Source organism: Fulvimarina endophytica (genome assembly GCF_003403015.1).
GTDB lineage: Bacteria > Pseudomonadota > Alphaproteobacteria > Rhizobiales > Rhizobiaceae > Fulvimarina > Fulvimarina endophytica.
Genome location: NZ_QURL01000005.1, coordinates 335661 through 353936, shown reverse-complemented (window position 1 = coordinate 353936; position 18276 = coordinate 335661). Strand labels below are relative to the sequence as shown.

Below are 18276 nucleotides of genomic sequence, written 5' to 3'. Positions count from 1 at the left end.
CAATCTCTATCCTAGATAACAATTGCGGGACGGGTAAAGCCGCCCCTCGAACCTCTCGCAGGCTTCGGCTTCAGCCGGTCCAGCCGAGGCCCGCCGACGTGCAGTGGATCGACAGGAGCAGGGCGTCGAGGGCTCTCGGATCGGCCTCACGCACATCGGCCGTTCCGCGCACGCGCGACAGGAGTTCGACCTGCAGCCGGTGGACGCCTTCCAGTTGTGCGGCCACGCGGTCGATTTGGCGCTTGTGGACAGGAAAGCGTTCGGCGAGGTCCTTGGTCCCGGTGACCTCGACGAGCATGCGGCGCGTCAATTCGTATTCGGCCTCGATCTTCCCGAAGATCGTATCGCGCACCGTCTCGTTCTTCACGAGCTTCGCATATTCGGCACCGATCGCAGGATCGCACTGGTAGTGCTGCTTCTCCACCTCGTCGACGATCAGGCGGAAGAGGCGCGAATTGCGGAACATGGACTGGAGAAGCTTCATCCCGTCCTCGCCGCGAACCTTCACGAAGCTGTCGAAGGCGGTGCCGATGCCGTACCACCCGGTCATCAGATGCCGGTTCTGGCTCCAGGCGAAGACCCAGGGGATGGCGCGCAGTTCCGAAAGATCCTTCGGCGAGCCGCCGAAGCGCCGGGCCGGCCGCGAGCCGATATTGAGGAGGGCGAGTTCCTCCACCGGGCTCGACTGGTTGAAATAGTCGATGAACCCGTCGGTCGAGATGAGATCCGCATAGGCGGTCTGGGAGAGGCCCGACAGCGCCTCCATCGCCTCCTTGAACTCAGCATCGTCTTTCAGCTCCCGCTCGCGCGGGCTCTTCAGCGTGTGCGCGAGGACACTCGCCGACAGGATCTCGAGATTGTGGAGGGCCGTTCCCTTGTTGGCGAACTTGGACGAGACGACCTCTCCCTGTTCGGTCAGTCTCAGGGCGCCGTCCACCGTCTCGGCCGGCTGGGCCGCGATCGCGCGGCCGGTCGGGGCGCCGCCACGGCTCACCGATCCGCCCCGGCCATGGAAGAACGAGACGCGGACGCGCCGTTTGACGCCGACATCGTGCAGCAGGCGCTGGGCTTTCGACAATTCCCAGTTCGAGGTGAGGAAGCCGCCGTCCTTGTTGGAATCCGAATAGCCGAGCATGATCTCCTGTCGGTCGCCGCATTCTCGCAGGGACCTTCGGATGGCGGGGATCGCGATCATCTCGTCGAGAATGTCGGGCGCCGCACGCAGATCGTCGATCGTCTCGAACAGGGGCACGATGGCGAGCGTCGTCGCCGCGCTCGGATCGTCGCCGGCGGTGATGCCGCCCCAGCGGGCGAGGAGGTGGCAGGCGATCATGTCGTCGGCCGATTCGGTCATGGAGAGGATGAAGGCGCCGATCGCCCGGTTGTCCCTCGTTTTGGCTTCCCGCATCACCCTGAAGAGCGCGACGGTCTCGCGGGCATCGTCGGACAGGTCGGCCGCATCGAGATCCGGCTTCCTGTCGCTCCTCAGGGCTTCGCGCAGCCGCTCGGACCAGCCCGGCTCCCCCTTCTGGACATGATCGTCTTCGTCGCGCCCGAGGTTCAGGAGTTCGGCGACGACCTTGTTGACGATCGTCGCGTTCTGGCGAATGTCGAGCGAGGCGGTATGGAAGCCGAAGATCTCGAGCTGCCAGAGCAGCGGGCGCACGAGCCGTTCGGCGACGGCGGGCGCGCCGATCTCCACCAGGGCCTGATGCAGCGCCTGGATCTCTCCGCGCATCTCGGAGGGGCTGCGATAGGGCATCGCATCCGTCTCGCGCCGTTCGCCCGCATCGCCGGCGAGTGTCGCCCTGAGGCGGGCGGCGACGGCGCAGACGAATTGCCGGAACGGTTCGTTGAGATTGCGCGACGCGATCGCCTCGCGCCGTCCCGACAGGCCGAGCGCACCTTCCAGAGCATCGCGGAAGGTCTCCGGGATCATGCAGACACTGGTGGAGACGCTGAGTTCGACGATCAGGCGTTCGAGCGGTTTCAGATAGGAGGCGAGGGCGGACTTCCGGTACTCCGAAAGGGCCGCGCGCGTCAGATCGGCGGTGACGAACGGATTGCCGTCGCGATCGCCGCCGATCCAGGTGGCAAAGCGCAGATTCGGGGAGACCGGCGTGGAGTTCTCGCTCGCATGTCGCCGGATCGCGGCGGTCAGCACGTCGCCGAGCTTCGGCCCGGTCTCGAACAGGATCTCGCGGAAGAAATGAAGGCCCCAGGCGACCTCCTGGTCGACGCTCGGCTTTTCGAGCCGCAATTCGCCCGTCAGCCAGAGAAGTTCGATCTCGCCGCGCAGGCGTTCGATCAGTTCGTCGCGCTCGCGCGGCGACCAGCGCTGCTCCTCGGCCTCGGTCAGCGTCCGGTAGATGCGGCGATGGATCTCCAGCACCGTGACGCGCTTCGTCTCGGTCGGATGCGCCGTCATCGTCGGGCCGACGCGCAGGCCCGCCAGCGTGCGCCGGACCTCGTCGCCGCTGCCGCCATCGGCCATGAACTGGCCGATGACGTTGGAGAAGGAGCCGAGCACGGCATCGGCGCTTCCCCGCCGCTCGATGGCGCGGCGTCGGCTCGTCGCCGTGTATTCCTCCGCGATCGTCAGGAGCTGGAACCAGGCCGCGATCGCCTGCAATCCATCGAGCCAGAGAGCCTCGTCGAGATCGCGCACCGAGAGGGTGCCGTTGAGAACGCGGGCAAGATCGGGATGGCGCCTGCGCACGACCGATGAGAGCTGCTGGAGAAGAAGGCCGCGGACGCTCGCGCCGCCCTGTTCGAAACCGCCCTCGGCGACCGCGCTCTCGCGTGTCTGCGCTCCTTCGGCGAAGGGCTTTTCGGTTTGGTTGTCGCGCATGGCGATGCTCATCGCTCAGGTCTCCTCCCAGATCCCGCATATCCGCCCTTCCTCCCGGACGGTGGTGCCGCACGCGGCGCGATGATCGAGGTCATCCGACGGAGGCGGCCTTCCCATTGTTGCGGAATCGGGCCGCCAAACAAGCGCGCCGGGGGTATCAACCGGGCGTCTCGCGGGTAGGAAAGCTTGTCCGATCGATCGGACGCGGTCGGCGAGGGGGTGGTCGACCAGGTCGGATCGCGGGAGACGGAAAGGAACGGGAAGACCGCACACGGCCGAAGCGTGGCCCGAGCGATCCGAGCCGGATCCTGCATGCCGGACGTATCCGATCGATCAGATCGCGCCTTGGCCGGATGGTATCATCGGAGAGAATGTCGCTTCGCGAACCGAATCATCTTCAGCTTGGGAAGATGATGGTACGCCCAACGGGACTCGAACCCGTGTTTCCGCCGTGAAAGGGCAGCGTCCTAGACCGCTAGACGATGGGCGCAACGCGGCGGTTTCTAGAAGGAGTTTGCGTTCGTTGCAAGCGATAATCTGAAAAAAATCGAGAGTTCGTCGCGGCCGTTTCAGATCGCCTGGGGCCACTGCAGCGAAATGCGACACCTCCGTGCCGGCCTTCCGCCTTAAACCGTTGCTCTGCCGCACGATATCGTTCGAAACGTCATGCAGCTTTCCGGCATCACGCCCTTGGGGTCAGCCGCCCCGGCGACAGCGCCAGTTCCAGTCGCGCTCGGGGCCCACATCGATGTGGATCGCCTTGGTATGGCAGTAGGTGCCCACGCCGCCACGACCGCGCAGCGAGCGCACGAAGGCTGCGACCTCCAGATGATTCGTGTTGGGAATGACGATGTCGGCGGCCTTGCAAGCCATATGCTGCGATCGGGAGGCACCGCGGACGCGCCGATTGTGTTCGGGGCTGCGATAGCCCGAGGTCACCACGACGCGCTGCCCGAATCGCCGTTCGATCGCGCTGATCATGCCGACCAACTGGCCGGGGAAGCAGTCGGTGCGCACGTCCTCGCGCTGGACGCGAAGCCCGTTGGGCGCAAGGCGCGCAAAACCGCCAGTCAGGGCGGCGACCTCGTAGCTCGCATCCTCGATCGCGTCTTCGTCCGCCGAAGCGCGCTGTCCGATCTCGAAGAGCGATCTCGGATCGACGCCGGGGAGGGCGTCTCCACCAGCCGATGCGCCATCCTCGCTCGCAACGACGACACGGCCCGATTTGCCGCGCTCCGCATTGGCGATCGGTGTGCGCGCTTCCTGGCGGGCAAAGAGCGACTGGAAGAGTGTCTGGCCGCCGGCGCCGCGCGCCTCGCCATCGCTTGCCCCGGCATAAGCGGCGACCGTCTGGCGATCCGTCGATAGCGGAATGAGGGGGCCGGAGCGGCTGGTCTGCGTCTCAGGAGTGGCGTCGGCGACGCGCTGCGCGGTCTCGGCCGAGATTTCGGCTGCCGGAGCGGAACCCTCGGTCGCTTCCGAAATGTCGACTTCCGGCGCCTCGCTGGTGTCCAGCGGAGCGCCGCTGTCCGCGGGGCTGGGGGTGTTCGTCAATCCGAGGGAGGCGATGTCGCTCATCCCGGACATGCAGCCGCCGAGAAGTGGCGACATTGCGAGAGCCGCGATGGCGATCGTCGACAGGCGTAAACTGCGCGAAGTCCGGGATGGAGCCCGTAGGCCCGCCCCATGGCTTGAGGCAGGTCCGCGTTCGGACGGACGGCGCGAGTCTTCGGTCGTCAAAGTGTCATCCCTCTTCGGCGATCCGGGCGCCCAGTGCCCCGCTCGCATCCATGGTGCCCGGCGATCCATCCCCATGGACCGCAAGGCGACCGCTATCGATGCGTATCGTCCGCGCGATACGAATGAAAAGCCGCGCGCCTGGCATCGGCTTCGTCCCCGGCGCGGGAGGCCGCACCCGCACCATGTGTCGTCCCGTCACGCCGTTCTTTTATGCGCCGGTATCGGTGCCGAGCGGGTATGGACCCGGCACCCGGCCTCGACTTTAACACAACATAACGAAAAGTTCATGAAGTCGGATTGAGGCAGGTTTGTGGACTCGGGCGAGCGTATCGCCCGAGTGAGGGTCGAGCGTTACCAGGACCCGGTGTTCTCCATCGAAGCCCACGGCTCCTGCGGGGCCTTCGCGTCGCCCTTCTGAAGAAGTTCGAACGAAATGCCGTCGGGGGACTTCACGAACGCCATATGGCCGTCGCGCGGCGGCCGGTTGATGGTGACGCCCGAATCCTTCAGCTTCTGGCAGATCTCGTAGATATCGTCGACGGCGAAGGCCAGATGGCCGAAATTGCGGCCGCCCGAATAGGATTCGGGGTCCCAGTTATAGGTCAGCTCCATCAGCGGAGCCTTCTTGTCCTTCGCCTCCGGCAGATCGTCCGGCGCGGCGAGGAAGACCAGCGTGTAGCGGCCTTCCTCACGGTCCATCCGGCTGGTCTGAACGAGACCGAGCTTGTTGCAGTAGAAGTCGAGCGAGGCGTCGAGATCGGTGACGCGGACCATGGTGTGCAGGTAGCGCAAGGGATACTCCTTCGTTGAATTGGCGTCGGACGACGCATGCCCGGCCTTGTGATCCATGGACGAGGCCAGTGCATCCGGTCAGGGTCCAGACATGCGAAAGGGGTCCGTTCGGACCCCTTAAGCTTGGTCGGTATCTGAAAAAGCCCAGGGCTTTCCCGTCTTACATCATGGAATTTTTGGCCTGCTCGACGGCGGCCATGCAGGCTTCCTCATTGCCTGCGTCGAGCGCGGCCTGTGCAGCCTCGATGTGAGAGGCGGCCATGTCGTTCCCGCCGCTCATCGACGACTGGGCATCGCCGCTGGCCGAGGTCGAGGAGGAGGCCATGTCGCTGCTCGAGTTCGACGCACCGGACGTGTCCTGTCCCGATGCACCTGCGGTGGCCTGTACCTCGTCAGTCAGGGCAGGTGTCGGTGCGACACCCGAAAGTGCACCGGTGGAATCCTCGCGGTTGCTCTGCCCTTCGACATTGCCGGACTGGGTGAAGGTCGCACTGTCGGAGGTGGTCGCCGCCTGATCCTGCTCGGCAGGTGTCTCGCCGCTGGCCGCCGATTCCGTTCCGCTGTCCTGCATGGACGAACCGGAGGAGGCATCCGCCGAGCCGGACGATGCCGACATGTCGCCGGAAGCACTGGACGAGGAGCTGCCGTTGGCCGCGGACTGATCGGATCCTTCGGACGCGCCTTCGACCCGCTCGGTCAGGGCAGGGGTGGGAGCGATTCCGGAAAGTGCGCCCGTGGAGTTCTCCTGATCGCTCTGACCCTCGTTGCTACCGGCGGCGGTGAACGTCTCCGTGCCGCTGGTCACGGCCTGCTGGTCCATACCTGCGGGCGTTTCGCCAGCCGGCGTCGAAGCATCGGTGCTTCCGGCAGTGGAGGACGAGGTGGACGATGTGCCCGAAGCCGACATGCCGGACTGCGAGGCGCCGGAGCTGCTGGCACCCGACGTGCCCATCTCGGTCTTCAGGGATGCAAGCTGTTCTGCACAGTCGGCGAGCGCGCCATTGGCCGTGAGTGTCGCGGCCGAAAGCGTCAGAGCCGACGCGAGGACCTGCAATCTGTTCATATCGATTCCTCCCAAAGGAATAGCATGTGCCCGCCTCACAAACTTGAGCGGGAGCCCGCGAGTTCCAGCGACGAACGGAATTGCGGTCATCTTTCTCGTCAACGATGTCGTGAGGCGGCATGCGAACAAGTCACCATCCTCGGACCGTCCGCCGCGCGACGGTTGGGTTTTCAATGCTGCCGAGTGGAGGCTGCGAGCCGGAGCCGAACATGATCGTCGCGCGGTTCGCGATCATTCGCCGTCGAAGTGACTTAGGGGAATGGCATTCAGAACTTTCGCCGGAGGCCGTCAATTGCAGCATGGCCCCTTGCATGAATCCGTCGATTTAATGATAAACTCGAACAAATTCTGTTGCGTAGAGGCGGATCATCCGGATGGCGGAGCGGACGGCCACTGATTTTGCACCTCGTCACGAGGACGACGATCCGTCACGAGAGCTCGGTTTCGGCGTCGTTTCCGGGCACATCAAATGGTTCGATGTCGCCAAGGGGTTCGGCTTCATCGTTCCCGAGGACGGATCGCAGGACGTGCTTCTCCATGTGACCTGCCTGCGCCGGGACGGCTTTTCCACGGCGGTGGAAGGGGCACGCGTCGTCTGCGAAGTGCAGGAAGGCAAGCGCGGCGCGAGCGCCTATCGCATCCTGTCCATGGACAGTTCGACCGGTCCGCATCCCTCCCAGCTTCCGCCGGCCCGAACCCATTCCCAGGTCACGGCGTCGAGCGACCTCGTGGTGGCCACGGTGAAATGGTTCAACCGGACCAAGGGCTACGGTTTCCTGACCGCGGCGGAAGAAGGGGAGGACGGTGAGGACATCTTCATCCACATGGAGACCCTGCGCCGCTTCGGCATGACCGAATTGCGCCTCGGCCAGCAGGTCAAGGCTCGTTACGGCATGGGCGACAAGGGTAGAATGGCGGCGGAAATCTATCCGCTGACGGCCAATCCCCCGTCTCACTGATCGTCTCTTGCAGCTTGCGGCCTCCGCTTTCCATCCGAGAGCCGGCAGGCGAAAGGCGGGTGACGGACATAGTGGCGATCGTGCCTTGATTGAACGACATTCCTTCGTGATTTGTCGCTCGGTGCGTCAGGCTCTATTCCTGCTCTGGCAGCAAGGCTCGCCCCACCGCCGGGATCCCTGCTCGGCGTTTGGCTCAGGCAGTGGAATCCGATTCCCGGGCATGGGGTAGAGCGAATCGGTGTTCGAACCGGCCTCGCGGGGTTTTTGCGCCTGATGGTCCTGCAAAGCGCAAAGGCTGGATTGAAGCGATCCGCCGATCGATCGGAACAGAGGAGTTGAGTTCCATGCGTATGCTCGCCAAGGGCCTCGCGGCCGGGTTCGTCGTTCTTGCCGGTCTCGGCCTGTTCGCGGCCTCCGGCATCGCCGCCGACGACAGCGTCCGGATCGTCACCGGCGACACGACCCATGTGATCGATGCCGAGATCGCCGACACGGACGAGGAGCGCCGCACGGGTCTGATGTTCCGCGAGGAAATGGCTCCCGATCATGGAATGCTGTTCGATTTCGGCGATTCGCGCGAAGTGACCATGTGGATGGAGAACACGCTGATCCCCCTCGACATGCTGTTCATCGAGGAGGACGGCACGATTCTCTCGATCAAGCGCAATGCCGAGCCGCTGTCGCGCGCCGTCATCCCGTCCGGCGGGCCGGTACGTTACGTGCTCGAACTGAACGGAGGCGCCGCCAAGCGTCTCGGCATCGAGCCGGGCGACCGTGTCGAACACGAGCTGATCGCGCCCTCAGGGCAAGCCGGCTGAGGCATCTTGCCAAAGCCGCATTCACGCGATATCAGGTCCGCCGTTGATCTGAGCCGTCCGGCAGGGCATGCCGTGGCGGCTCTCGATGCTTTCGCGGTGCTTTTTCGGCAGATGTGCGGATGTCCGGCTCCGAAAGGAGTGTAAGGGCTTCCGTCCGTTCTGCCTCATGCCGCGAGCCTTCACGTTCCAAGGAGAGCAAAATGCCCAAGATGAAGACCAAGGCAAGCGCGAAGAAGCGCTTCTCGACGACGGCCAGTGGCCGCGTGAAAGCCGGTCATGCCGGCAAGCGCCACGGCATGATCAAACGCTCCAACGACTTCATTCGCGACGCGCGCGGGACGAAGATTCTTTCCAAGCCCGACGAGAAGATCGCGAAGCAGTTCATGCCCTACGACCGCTAAGCGGCGTTTTCAGGCACGAAACGAATTTCAGGAGACTAGATCATGGCACGCGTGAAACGGGGCGTCACCGCCCACGCCAAGCACAAGAAGGTTCTGAAGCAGGCCAAGGGCTTCTACGGCCGCCGCAAGAACACCATCCGCGCCGCAAAGGCCGCGGTCGACCGGTCCAAGCAGTATGCGACGCGCGACCGCCGCGCCAAGAAGCGCAACTTCCGCGCTCTCTGGATCCAGCGCATCAATGCCGCGGTCCGCGAGCATGGCCTGACCTATGGCCGCTTCATCGATGGTCTGAACAAGGCCGGGATCGAGGTCGATCGCAAGGTTCTCTCGGACATCGCGATCCACGAGCCCGAAGCCTTCACGGCCCTGTGCGAGCAGGCCAAGACCGCGCTCGAATATCTGAAGGGCGAGGGCCAGTTCCCGAACGCCTACGAGCGTGCCGTCGGCGAGAAGCAGGCCGCCTGACGGACCTGCCACGTCGCTGGCGTTGAGAATTCGAAAGGCCCGGAGCGCACGCTGCGGGCCTTTTTCGTTTGGCGGGGCATTCCCGACGAGTGCCGGATCGGATCCGCACTCGATCCATGCGGGCCTGCGAACCGCCGAGGCACCGCTTTCCTCCATGGCTTCCATGGGGTAACGAGGCGCCGAAACGGCCGGCTCTGCCCGGCGCAGATGATCTTGGAGCAGAACGCGTGAGCGAGACCCTCGAAACCGAAGTGTTGGCGGCCATCGAAGCGGCCGGAGACGAGGCGAGCCTCGAGGCGATCCGTGTTGCCGAACTCGGCAAGAAGGGGCGCATCTCCGAGATGATGAAGGGGCTCGGCAAGATGAGCCCGGAGGAGCGCAAGACCGAGGGGCCACGCCTCAACGGCCTGCGCGACCGGGTTCAGTCGGCGATCACCGAGCGGCGCGAGGTCCTCGCCGACGCCGCGATCGCCGCACGTCTTGCGACCGAGACCGTCGACGTGACCCTTCCCGTTCGTTCCTCGCCGGCGGCGCGCGGCCGCATCCATCCGATCTCCCAGGTCATCGACGAGATCACCGCCATCTATGCCGATATGGGCTTTGCCATCGCAGAGGGCCCCGATATCGAGACCGACTACTACAACTTCACGGCGCTGAATTTCCCGGAGGGTCATCCGGCTCGCGAAATGCACGACACCTTCTTCCTGCAGCCGGACGAGAGCGGTGCGCGGAAGGTGCTGCGCACCCATACCTCGCCGGTTCAGATCCGCACGATGGAAACCCAGAAGCCGCCGATCCGCATCATCATTCCCGGCAAGACCTACCGCCAGGATTCGGACGCGACCCACTCGCCGATGTTCCATCAGGTCGAGGGCCTGGTGGTCGACAAGAGCGCGAATATCGGCAATCTGAAATGGGTTCTCGAAGAGTTCTGCAAGGCGTTCTTCGAGGTGGACAGCCTGAAGATGCGCTTCCGCCCTTCCTTCTTTCCGTTCACCGAACCCTCCATGGAGGTCGACATCCAGTGCGATCGCTCACGGCCGGGCGAGGTGCGGTTCGGGGAAGGGGATGACTGGATGGAAATCCTTGGCTGCGGGATGGTTCATCCGAACGTCCTGCGCGCCGGCGGTCTCGATCCCGACGTCTATCAGGGCTTCGCCTGGGGTATGGGCATCGACCGCATCGCGATGCTGAAATATGGCATGCCGGATCTGCGCGCCTTTTTCGACGCGGATATCCGCTGGATCGAGCATTACGGCTTCCGCCCCCTCGACATGCCGACCCTTTTCGGCGGTCTCAGCCAGTAGGAGCCTGCGCTTCCGGGTGGGGGCGGCGTCAGGATACGCCGCCCGCGACCGGCGGTGAGGTGTCCATCTCTCCCCAAGCGAGCGGCGAGGCGTTCGCGGACGGACCTTTCGGGGCCATGGCCGGGGCCGGACAAGCGCCGGCATCGCCCTAGCTTGTCATCGCAAGGCCGTCGCCGGTCCCGTCGAACGCCGCCCGCGAACACCAACCGAAGAGTGACATCTTGGCCAGCAAGACCCAGACCCTTCGCTTCACGGCTCTCGAAGTCATCGCCGTCCTGTCGGGAGCGATCATCGGCAAGCTCGTCTTCGACGGTGTCTCGGCCCTGTTCTTCGACGTGACCTTCCTCGAACTCTTCGCGTCCCCCGGACGCTGGATCGTCGCGCTTCTGACGGTCGCGCTGTTCTCGGTGATCTATCAGAAATGGCCGGCGACGCCGGCGGCTCTCGCCTGTCTTACCCTCGGAACTCTGGTGACCTGGACATTCTTCGGGCTTGCCTTCGAGCACCAGCAGTCGACCGTGGTCCTGATCTTCATGACGCTTCTGTTTTCGGCGGTCGCGCTGCTGACCTACCGCTTCGTCCATTCCAACGCTGCGGTTCGCCGGGTTGCGAGCGACATGGCGGGCTCGGCGAACGGGGAGCCTGGGCGCGACATGGCCGCAGACGGGTCTTCGAAACGAACGCCGGCTTCGGCCCCGGTTCGCACTGAAGGAAATGCCGAGCAGGACACCAAGGGGCCGCTCTGAAGGCTTCGGTTCCCGACGCTGCGTCTTGCCTCGGCGGCGCAGGGCGTTCTAAAGCCCGTTTCGAAGACGCTATACCCGATTTCGGCTCGGCCTCGTCATACCGCAAGGCTTGGACGAGCCAGTCGGGCGCGCCATGGAACCGCGCGGCCGCACAGATCCGAGCGCAAACCGACAGAGCGTGACCCGGCCTTTCGCGGTCGCGCCGAGCCACAGGAACGAGAATCGATGAAGTTCACCCTGTCCTGGCTGAAGGATCATCTCGACACGGACGCCTCGCTGGAGGAGATCACCGAACGCCTGACGGCCATCGGTCTCGAAGTGGAGGACGTGGACGACAGGGCCGTCTTCAAGCCGTTCCGCATCGCCCGCGTCCTCTCGGCCGTTCCCCATCCGGACGCCGACAAGCTGCGCGTCTTGACTGTCGATGCAGGGCCGGAAGTCAATGACGGCAAGCCGCTCCAGGTCGTCTGCGGCGCACCGAATGCGCGCGAGGGACTGGTGGGCGTCCTTGGGCGTCCGGGCGACTACGTGCCGGGCCTCGACGTGACGCTCGGCGTCGGCAAGATCCGCGGCGTCGAGAGCTATGGCATGATGTGCTCGGAGCGCGAACTCCAACTGTCGGAGGAGCATGACGGCATCATCGATCTGCCGGCGGATGCGCCGGTCGGAACGCGCTTTGCCGATTATGCCGATCTCGCCGATCCGGTGATCGAGATCAATCTGACGCCGAACCATCCCGAGGCGACCGGCGTCTACGGCATCGCCCGCGATCTCGCCGCCTCGGGTCTCGGAACACTGAAGGAGACGCCGGTCGAGCGCATCGAGGGCGAAGGCGAATGTCCCGTGCGGGTTCGCGTCGAGACCGATGTGTGCGCCGGTTTCGCGCTGCGCCGCGTCTCGGGCGTTTCGAACGGTGCCTCTCCCCTATGGATGCAGAAGCGCCTGAAGGCGATCGGCCTTCGGCCCATCAACGCACTCGTCGACATCACGAATTACATCACCTTCGACCGCGGGCGACCACTGCACGTCTTCGATGCCGCCAAGGTCGAAGGCGATCTGATCGTCCGCCAGGGCCGCGAGGGCGACGAGATCCTCGCGCTCGATGGAAAGACCTATGCCCTCGGCCCGGATATCTGCGTCATCGCGGATGCGAACGGGGTCGAATCGATCGCTGGCATCATGGGCGGCGAGGCGTCCGGCTGCGACGAGACGACGACGGATGTTCTCGTCGAGTCGGCCCTGTGGGAGCCGATCTCGATCGCCAAGGCTGGACGCTCGCTCGGCATCATCACCGATGCCCGGTATCGTTTCGAGCGCGGGGTCGATCCCCTGTTCATGGAGCCCGGTCTCGATCTTGCAACGCGGCTGATCCTCGATATCTGCGGCGGCACGCCCTCGAAGCGTTCGGTCGAGGGTGTCGCGGAGCATGTCCCCGGTGTCGTCACTCTTCCGTTCACCGAGGTGAACAGGTTGACGGGCCTCGATATCGCACCGGAACGCCAGCTCGAGATCCTTCGCAATCTCGGCTTCACGATCCGGAGCCAGAATGGCGAGGACGCAGCGGAGATCGAGATTCCAAGCTGGCGTCCGGATGTCGCGGGCAAAGCCGATCTGGTCGAAGAGGTGATGCGCATCGTCGGGGTGGACCAGATCGCCTCGCGGCCGCTGGCACCCCTGAGCGGCGTCAACGGGCGCATTCTGACGACGACGCAGTCGCGCGACCGTGCGGCACGGCGGGCACTCGCTGCTCGCGGTATGGCGGAGGCGGTCACCTACAGCTTCATCTCCAAGGATCACGCGGAGGCCTTCGGCGGCGGCAGCGAGGCCTTGCGTCTCGCAAATCCCATCGCCGCCGACATGTCCGACATGCGCCCTTCGCTTCTGCCCGGATTGATCGCTGCTGCCGCGCGCAACTTCGCGCGCGGCTATGGCGACACCGCCATCTTCGAGGTCGCGGCGGTCTATCGCGGCGACCAGCCGGCCGACCAGATGCGGGTCGCCGGTGGCGTCAGACGCGGAACGGCGGGACTTGCCGGATCCGGCCGTGCCTGGGACGGCGCTGCGCCCTCCGTTTCGGTCTATGATGCGAAGGCGGATGCTCTGGCGGCTCTCGAAGCTGTGGGCGCGCCGGCCGACAAGTTGATGATCGATCGCGAGGCGAGCGCCTGGTATCATCCCGGCCGGTCCGGCCGCCTCAAGCTCGGCCCCAAGCTGGTGCTCGCGGAGTTCGGCGAATTCCACCCGAAAGTCCTCAAGAAGTTGGGCGCGGCGGGTGCCCATGCGGGCTTCGAGGTGTTTCTCGACGCCCTGCCGGAGGCCAAGCGCAAGGCGACGAAGACGAAACCCGTCCTCGCTCTCTCGGCGCTGCAGCCTGTCCGGCGCGATTTCGCCTTCGTCCTGCCGAGCGATGTCGAGGCCGAACGTTTGACGAAGGCGGCCGCGGCCGCCGACAAGACGCTAATCTCCGAGGTTCGCGTCTTCGATGTCTTCGCCGGCGGCGCACTCGGCGAGGGGCGTAAATCCGTCGCCATCGAGGTCACGCTGCAGCCTTCGGAAAAGACGCTGACCGAGGCGGATCTGGAAGCGGTATCCACGAAGATCGTCGCGAATGTCGAGACGGCGACGGGCGGAACGCTCCGAGCCTGACATTCGGTGGCTTTGTCCCTTCGGGGGCACGGCGGCACAAGGGCAGGGGAGCACGGGGGCACGTCACGAGTGCCTCGGACTCGATCCCAAAACCGGGCCGGGTTCTCCGGTCTCTTTGCCGACGCTCCGGACGGTTTGCAAACCGGTTTCATGTTTCGGTCCGGCGCTCTATCCAGACTGATAGAACCGAAGGATAGGTCGGTTCACTTTGGTGCCCGCCCGTCGCAGGGGGCGGGCGCGAGCTTGTCCTGAGGCGCCTGCAGGCTCTCCTGTCTGCGCTCGCGTTACATTCGCTGAGCGTTCCTCTGGAAGCCGAGCCTTGGAGACGTCGTGGTCACGACGTTCAGGCTGCGGCCGGCATCCGCTCGCCCGCGATCCGGAAGGAGATCGCCTCGGCGAGATGGATCCGCTTGACGATCGGACTGCCGTCGAGATCGGCGAGCGTGCGGGCGACCTTGAGGATACGGTGATAGGCTCTTGCCGAAAACTTCATCTGTTCGGCGGCGTCGTTCAGAAGCTGCCTGCCGGCATTGTCGGGCTCGGCGATCTGTTCGATCATCGACGGGGAACAATGGGCGTTGACGGTCTCGGGAGGCAGGCCGAGGCTCGTATAGCGCTCCATCTGGATCAGTCGTGCCGCCTCCACACGTGCCTTGACCACCTGCGAGGTTTCGGACGTCTCGCGGCGAATGAGATCTGCGGCGGTCACCGCCGGTACGTCCACCCTCAGATCGATGCGATCGAGGAGGGGGCCCGAGATCCGCGCCTGATAATCGGCGACGCATCGGGCTCCGCGCGAACAGGTATGCCCCGGCTCGCCCGCCATACCGCAACGGCACGGGTTCATCGCGGCAACGAGTTGGAGCTTGGCCGGGTAGGTGACCCTGTGGTTGGCGCGAGCGATCACGCTCTCTCCCGATTCGAGCGGCTGGCGCAGCGAGTCGAGAACGACGGGCGAGAATTCGGGGAACTCGTCGAGGAAGAGGACGCCCCGATGGGCGAGCGAAACCTCTCCGGGCTTTGCCTTCAACCCACCCCCGACCATGGCCGCCATCGAGGCGGAATGATGCGGTGCGCGGAACGGGCGACGATCGGACAGCTTGCCGCCCGAAAGCTCTCCCGCGATCGAGGCGATCATCGAACATTCGAGGAGTTCGCGCGGACCGAGCGGCGGCAGGATCGAGGGCAGTCGCTGGGCGAGCATGCTCTTGCCCGATCCGGGCGGTCCGACCATCAGAAGATTGTGCCCGCCGGCGGCGGCGATCTCGAGGGCACGCTTGGCGACCGTCTGGCCCTTGATCTCGGCAAGATCGGGCCCGTTGGCGGGAAGGGCGCGCACGGCCGGTTCCGGTCGTCCGATGACCTGCGTCCCGCGAAAGTGGTTTGCGATCTGGATCAGGCTGCGCGCCGCAACGATCGTCATCTCGCTGTCGGCCCAGGCGGCCTCCGGACCGCATTCGGCCGGGCAGATGAGGCCGAGGCCGAGGCCGTTCGCGCCCATAGCCGCCGGAAGCACGCCGGTCACCGGCGCAATGGCTCCGTCCAGCGACAACTCCCCGAGCACCATGAAGCCCGCGATCGCGTCGGCGGGAATCGCGCCGAGCGCCGCCATGAGGCCCAGTGCGATCGGCAGATCGTAATGGCTCCCCTCCTTCGGAAGGTCGGCCGGCGCGAGATTGACCGTGACGCGCTTGGGCGGCATCGACAATCCGGATGCATGGAGTGCCGCCTGCACACGCTCCCGGCTCTCGGCCACCGCCTTGTCAGGCAGGCCCACGATCTGGATGCCCATCTTGCCGGGCGCCACCATCACCTGAACGTCGACGGGCCTGGCTTCGATGCCGTGAAAGGCGACCGTCCTGACCCGCGCCACCATGATCGTTCGTCTCCTCCTGCGCGCCCCCGTTTCCAGTCGGCCTGGAGCGCGATCCGGTTTCCGGTCGTCAATTGCACGCCAAGGTAACCACGGTTCCTGCAACAAAACAAGAACAAAAGTAGCGTGTTCCATCATGAACACGCTCTGCCGTGGCAAGGCGCTGACCGGAAAGGAGGAATCGGAGATCCACGGCGAAGGCGTGCCGGACGATGCCTTGCCCGGTGCGATCAGTTCACCCGGTAGAGCGGAACGACGGGCTCGGGCCTCGAGACGGGGCGATCACGATAGGCGGGGCGATCGTTATAGCGGTCCCAGCCGCCCTCGAACCTGCGAGAATCGCGGGGCTCGAAGCGCTCCTCGTAACGCCTGGCGTCCCGTCGATCGCGACCGCGATCGTCCCGCCAGTCGCCGCGCCGCCCGAAGCGGTCGTCGCCCCGTTCATATCGGCCATCCCTGTCGGACCAGCGGTCGTCCCGATCTCTGCCCGCCCAGCCTTCGCCGCCGCGCCGCTGCCAGCGGTCGCGGTCACGATAGAAGGAGCGGTCGCGGTAATGATCGTCCCAATAACCTCCGACCTCGAAGGTGATGACCGGTGCCGCGATGATTTCGACGGCGCGCGTTCCCTGATAGCGCCGATCCTGGCCGAGATAGGCAAGATAGTTCGAGGACATCCAGCCGCGTGCGCCGCGGAATGCGACATCGCACCAGGACCGCGTCTGCAGGCATCCGAAGACGCGGACGCGCTCGCCGCCACCGACGATGTCGACCGCCGGATAGGAAGTCGACGGTCCGGCGCGCAGATTGACGTCCGCGGTCGCGATGGCTTTTTCGGCCGCCTGGCCGAGGGTCGGCGCGGCGGCGAGGCCGAGAAGGAGGGCGGTGGAGAAGAGCAGGCGTTTCATCGGCGTTGAGTCTCCGGCGCAGCGGGAATTGATCTCGTCCTCACGAATAGCCGCCGCTTGCCGAACCGTTCCCGAACGCGGTCGTTAACCTGCGTTCATGATGAACGACCCGTCGAGCGGCGCATCTCGCCGAAGAAGCCGCGATTCCAACCTCACCGCCTCAGAGGCGGTTCTCGATCGCGTCCCAGAGCATGACGGCGATGTCGGCCCCGCCGAACCGCTTCACCTCGCGAATTCCGGTTGGGGAGGTGACGTTGATTTCGGTCATCACGTCGCCGATCACGTCGATGCCGACGAGGATCAGCCCGCGCTCCTTCAGTGCGGGTCCGATGCGGGCGCAGATCTCGCGATCTCGCTCCGTCAGTTCCGTCGCCGTGGCGGTGCCGCCCACATGCATGTTGGAACGGGTATCGGTTTCCGCCGGCACGCGGTTGATTGCACCGGCGATCTCCCCGTCGACGAGAATGATGCGCTTGTCGCCCTTGCGCACCCCCGGCAGGTAGCGCTGGCAGATGAACGGCTCGCGCGACAGAAGCGCGAACATCTCCATGAAGGAGGAGAGGTTCCGGTCGTCCTTCGTGATGTGGAACACGCCGGCGCCGCCATTGCCGAAGAGCGGCTTGACGATCATCTCGCCGAACTCGGCCCGGAAGGCCTTCACCTCTTCGGGATCGCGGGTGATCAGCGTTTCCGGCATCAGATCCGGGAACTCGGTGACGAAGATCTTCTCGGGCGCGTCGCGCACCGAGCGCGGATCGTTGACCACGAGCGTCTTCGGATGCACCCGCTCGAGAAGATGGGTGGAGGTGATGTAGGCCATGTCGAAGGGCGGGTCCTGGCGCAGCAGCACGACGTCCATCTCGGACAGATCGATCCGCTCGCTCTCACCGAGCGTGAAGTGGTCGCCCTCGATGTCGCGCAGGGTCATCTTCTGCGCCCGCGCGGTCACCCTGGTGCCTCGCATCGACAGGAGGTCGGGCGTGTAGTGCCAGAGTTCGTAGCCGCGGGCCTGGGCCTCCAGACACATGGCGAAGGTCGAATCGCCCCGGATCGAAACCGATGAGACATGATCCATCTGGACGGCGATCTTCAGACCCATGGACGCTTCTCCTTGCGATGCGGCTTCTCGTTCGCATGGCGAGTTAGGCTCGCCGGCAGGCAATGGCAATGGTCTTCGCGCCGAGATCCGGCGAAGCCCCTCTGCCGGCGACCCGAAACATCCGGCCGCCCGCGTCGCAGGCCAATGCGCCGAAACCCGTTGCGAGGCCGAAATCCCTCGTTGCGGCGTGGTTCGGCTGGTTAGAGAATGCCGAGCCGTCAGTCGTAGATCCGGCCCGCGATCTCGTTCAGGGCGGCGACGATGCCGTTCGGGGGATAGGGCTTGGCGAAGAACAGGCCGTTCTCAGGCATGTCCTCGAGCGCGACCTTCGTGCGGCCGGACGTCACCATGATGGTGACGGGTGGCCAGCGCTCGCGCACGGCATGGGCGAGCTTCAATCCGTCCATCGTGCCCGGCATCTCCACGTCGGTAAAGAGGACACGGATCTGCGGATGCCGCTCCAGCATCGCGATCGCCTGGTCCGCATTGCGGGCCTCGAAGGCGGTAAAGCCGGCTTCTTCGCACAGATCGACGGCTTCCGATCGCAGGAGCGCATCGTCTTCCACGATGAGAACTGCGTAGCGAGCCGGGTTGAAGGACTGGGACATGAC

General features: G+C 65.1%; 15 protein-coding genes and 1 tRNA gene. 7 read left to right on the top strand and 9 right to left on the bottom strand.

Annotated elements, in window-relative coordinates:
• Positions 1 to 70: 70 nt before the first annotated feature.
• From DYI37_RS13655 to DYI37_RS13635, 5 genes are all read right to left on the bottom strand, one after another.
• Entirely contained in the window at positions 71 to 2863 is a 2793-nt protein-coding gene (locus DYI37_RS13655; protein WP_116683805.1) for a phosphoenolpyruvate carboxylase, read from the bottom strand.
• A 402-nt stretch (positions 2864 to 3265) separates the two neighbouring features.
• A tRNA-Glu gene (locus DYI37_RS13650) sits at positions 3266 to 3341 on the bottom strand.
• A 206-nt stretch (positions 3342 to 3547) separates the two neighbouring features.
• Positions 3548 to 4462 (bottom strand): YcbK family protein, encoded by a 915-nt coding sequence (locus DYI37_RS13645; RefSeq protein WP_245413914.1) that lies wholly within the window; start codon positions 4460 to 4462, stop codon positions 3548 to 3550.
• A 480-nt stretch (positions 4463 to 4942) separates the two neighbouring features.
• Positions 4943 to 5383, bottom strand: a complete 441-nt coding sequence (gene gloA, locus DYI37_RS13640) for a lactoylglutathione lyase (protein ID WP_245413935.1) — start codon at positions 5381 to 5383, stop codon at positions 4943 to 4945.
• A 160-nt stretch (positions 5384 to 5543) separates the two neighbouring features.
• Positions 5544 to 6536, bottom strand: coding sequence for a hypothetical protein (locus DYI37_RS13635; RefSeq protein ID WP_147307932.1), 993 nt, complete (start codon positions 6534 to 6536; stop codon positions 5544 to 5546).
• Between the two features lie 284 nt (positions 6537 to 6820).
• On the opposite strand from DYI37_RS13635, the gene DYI37_RS13630 reads away from it, so the two are divergent.
• From DYI37_RS13630 to pheT, 7 genes are all read left to right on the top strand, one after another.
• The gene (locus DYI37_RS13630) at positions 6821 to 7405 is read left to right on the top strand and encodes a cold-shock protein (RefSeq protein WP_116683802.1); all 585 of its coding nucleotides are present in this window, start codon (positions 6821 to 6823) and stop codon (positions 7403 to 7405) included.
• Positions 7406 to 7749: 344 nt separating this feature from the next.
• On the top strand, positions 7750 to 8223 hold the full coding sequence (locus tag DYI37_RS13625) for a DUF192 domain-containing protein (protein ID WP_116683801.1): 474 nt from the start codon (positions 7750 to 7752) through the stop codon (positions 8221 to 8223).
• A gap of 200 nt (positions 8224 to 8423) precedes the next feature.
• Positions 8424 to 8624 (top strand): 50S ribosomal protein L35, encoded by a 201-nt coding sequence (gene rpmI, locus DYI37_RS13620; protein ID WP_116683800.1) that lies wholly within the window; start codon positions 8424 to 8426, stop codon positions 8622 to 8624.
• Between the two features lie 42 nt (positions 8625 to 8666).
• Positions 8667 to 9089: a 50S ribosomal protein L20 gene (gene rplT / locus DYI37_RS13615; protein ID WP_116683799.1), complete on the top strand. Its 423-nt coding sequence runs from the start codon at positions 8667 to 8669 to the stop codon at positions 9087 to 9089.
• A gap of 227 nt (positions 9090 to 9316) precedes the next feature.
• A complete protein-coding gene (gene pheS / locus DYI37_RS13610; RefSeq protein ID WP_116683798.1) occupies positions 9317 to 10396 on the top strand; it encodes a phenylalanine--tRNA ligase subunit alpha in 1080 nt (359 codons plus the stop codon).
• 221 nt (positions 10397 to 10617) lie between these two features.
• Positions 10618 to 11142: a hypothetical protein gene (locus DYI37_RS13605; RefSeq protein ID WP_116683797.1), complete on the top strand. Its 525-nt coding sequence runs from the start codon at positions 10618 to 10620 to the stop codon at positions 11140 to 11142.
• Between the two features lie 225 nt (positions 11143 to 11367).
• Complete coding sequence (gene pheT, locus DYI37_RS13600) at positions 11368 to 13788, top strand: phenylalanine--tRNA ligase subunit beta (protein ID WP_116683796.1); 2421 nt, start codon at positions 11368 to 11370, stop codon at positions 13786 to 13788.
• 343 nt (positions 13789 to 14131) lie between these two features.
• On the opposite strand, the gene DYI37_RS13595 is transcribed toward pheT, so the two are convergent.
• The 4 genes from DYI37_RS13595 to DYI37_RS13580 all read right to left on the bottom strand — a co-directional run bounded on the left by DYI37_RS13595 (position 14132) and on the right by DYI37_RS13580 (position 18273).
• Positions 14132 to 15664 (bottom strand): YifB family Mg chelatase-like AAA ATPase, encoded by a 1533-nt coding sequence (locus DYI37_RS13595; RefSeq protein ID WP_116683795.1) that lies wholly within the window; start codon positions 15662 to 15664, stop codon positions 14132 to 14134.
• A 227-nt stretch (positions 15665 to 15891) separates the two neighbouring features.
• A complete protein-coding gene (locus tag DYI37_RS13590; protein WP_116683794.1) occupies positions 15892 to 16566 on the bottom strand; it encodes an SH3 domain-containing protein in 675 nt (224 codons plus the stop codon).
• Positions 16567 to 16726: 160 nt separating this feature from the next.
• On the bottom strand, positions 16727 to 17665 hold the full coding sequence (gshB, locus tag DYI37_RS13585) for a glutathione synthase (protein ID WP_116683793.1): 939 nt from the start codon (positions 17663 to 17665) through the stop codon (positions 16727 to 16729).
• 218 nt (positions 17666 to 17883) lie between these two features.
• Positions 17884 to 18273, bottom strand: a complete 390-nt coding sequence (locus tag DYI37_RS13580; protein ID WP_116683792.1) for a response regulator — start codon at positions 18271 to 18273, stop codon at positions 17884 to 17886.
• Positions 18274 to 18276 lie beyond the last annotated feature (3 nt).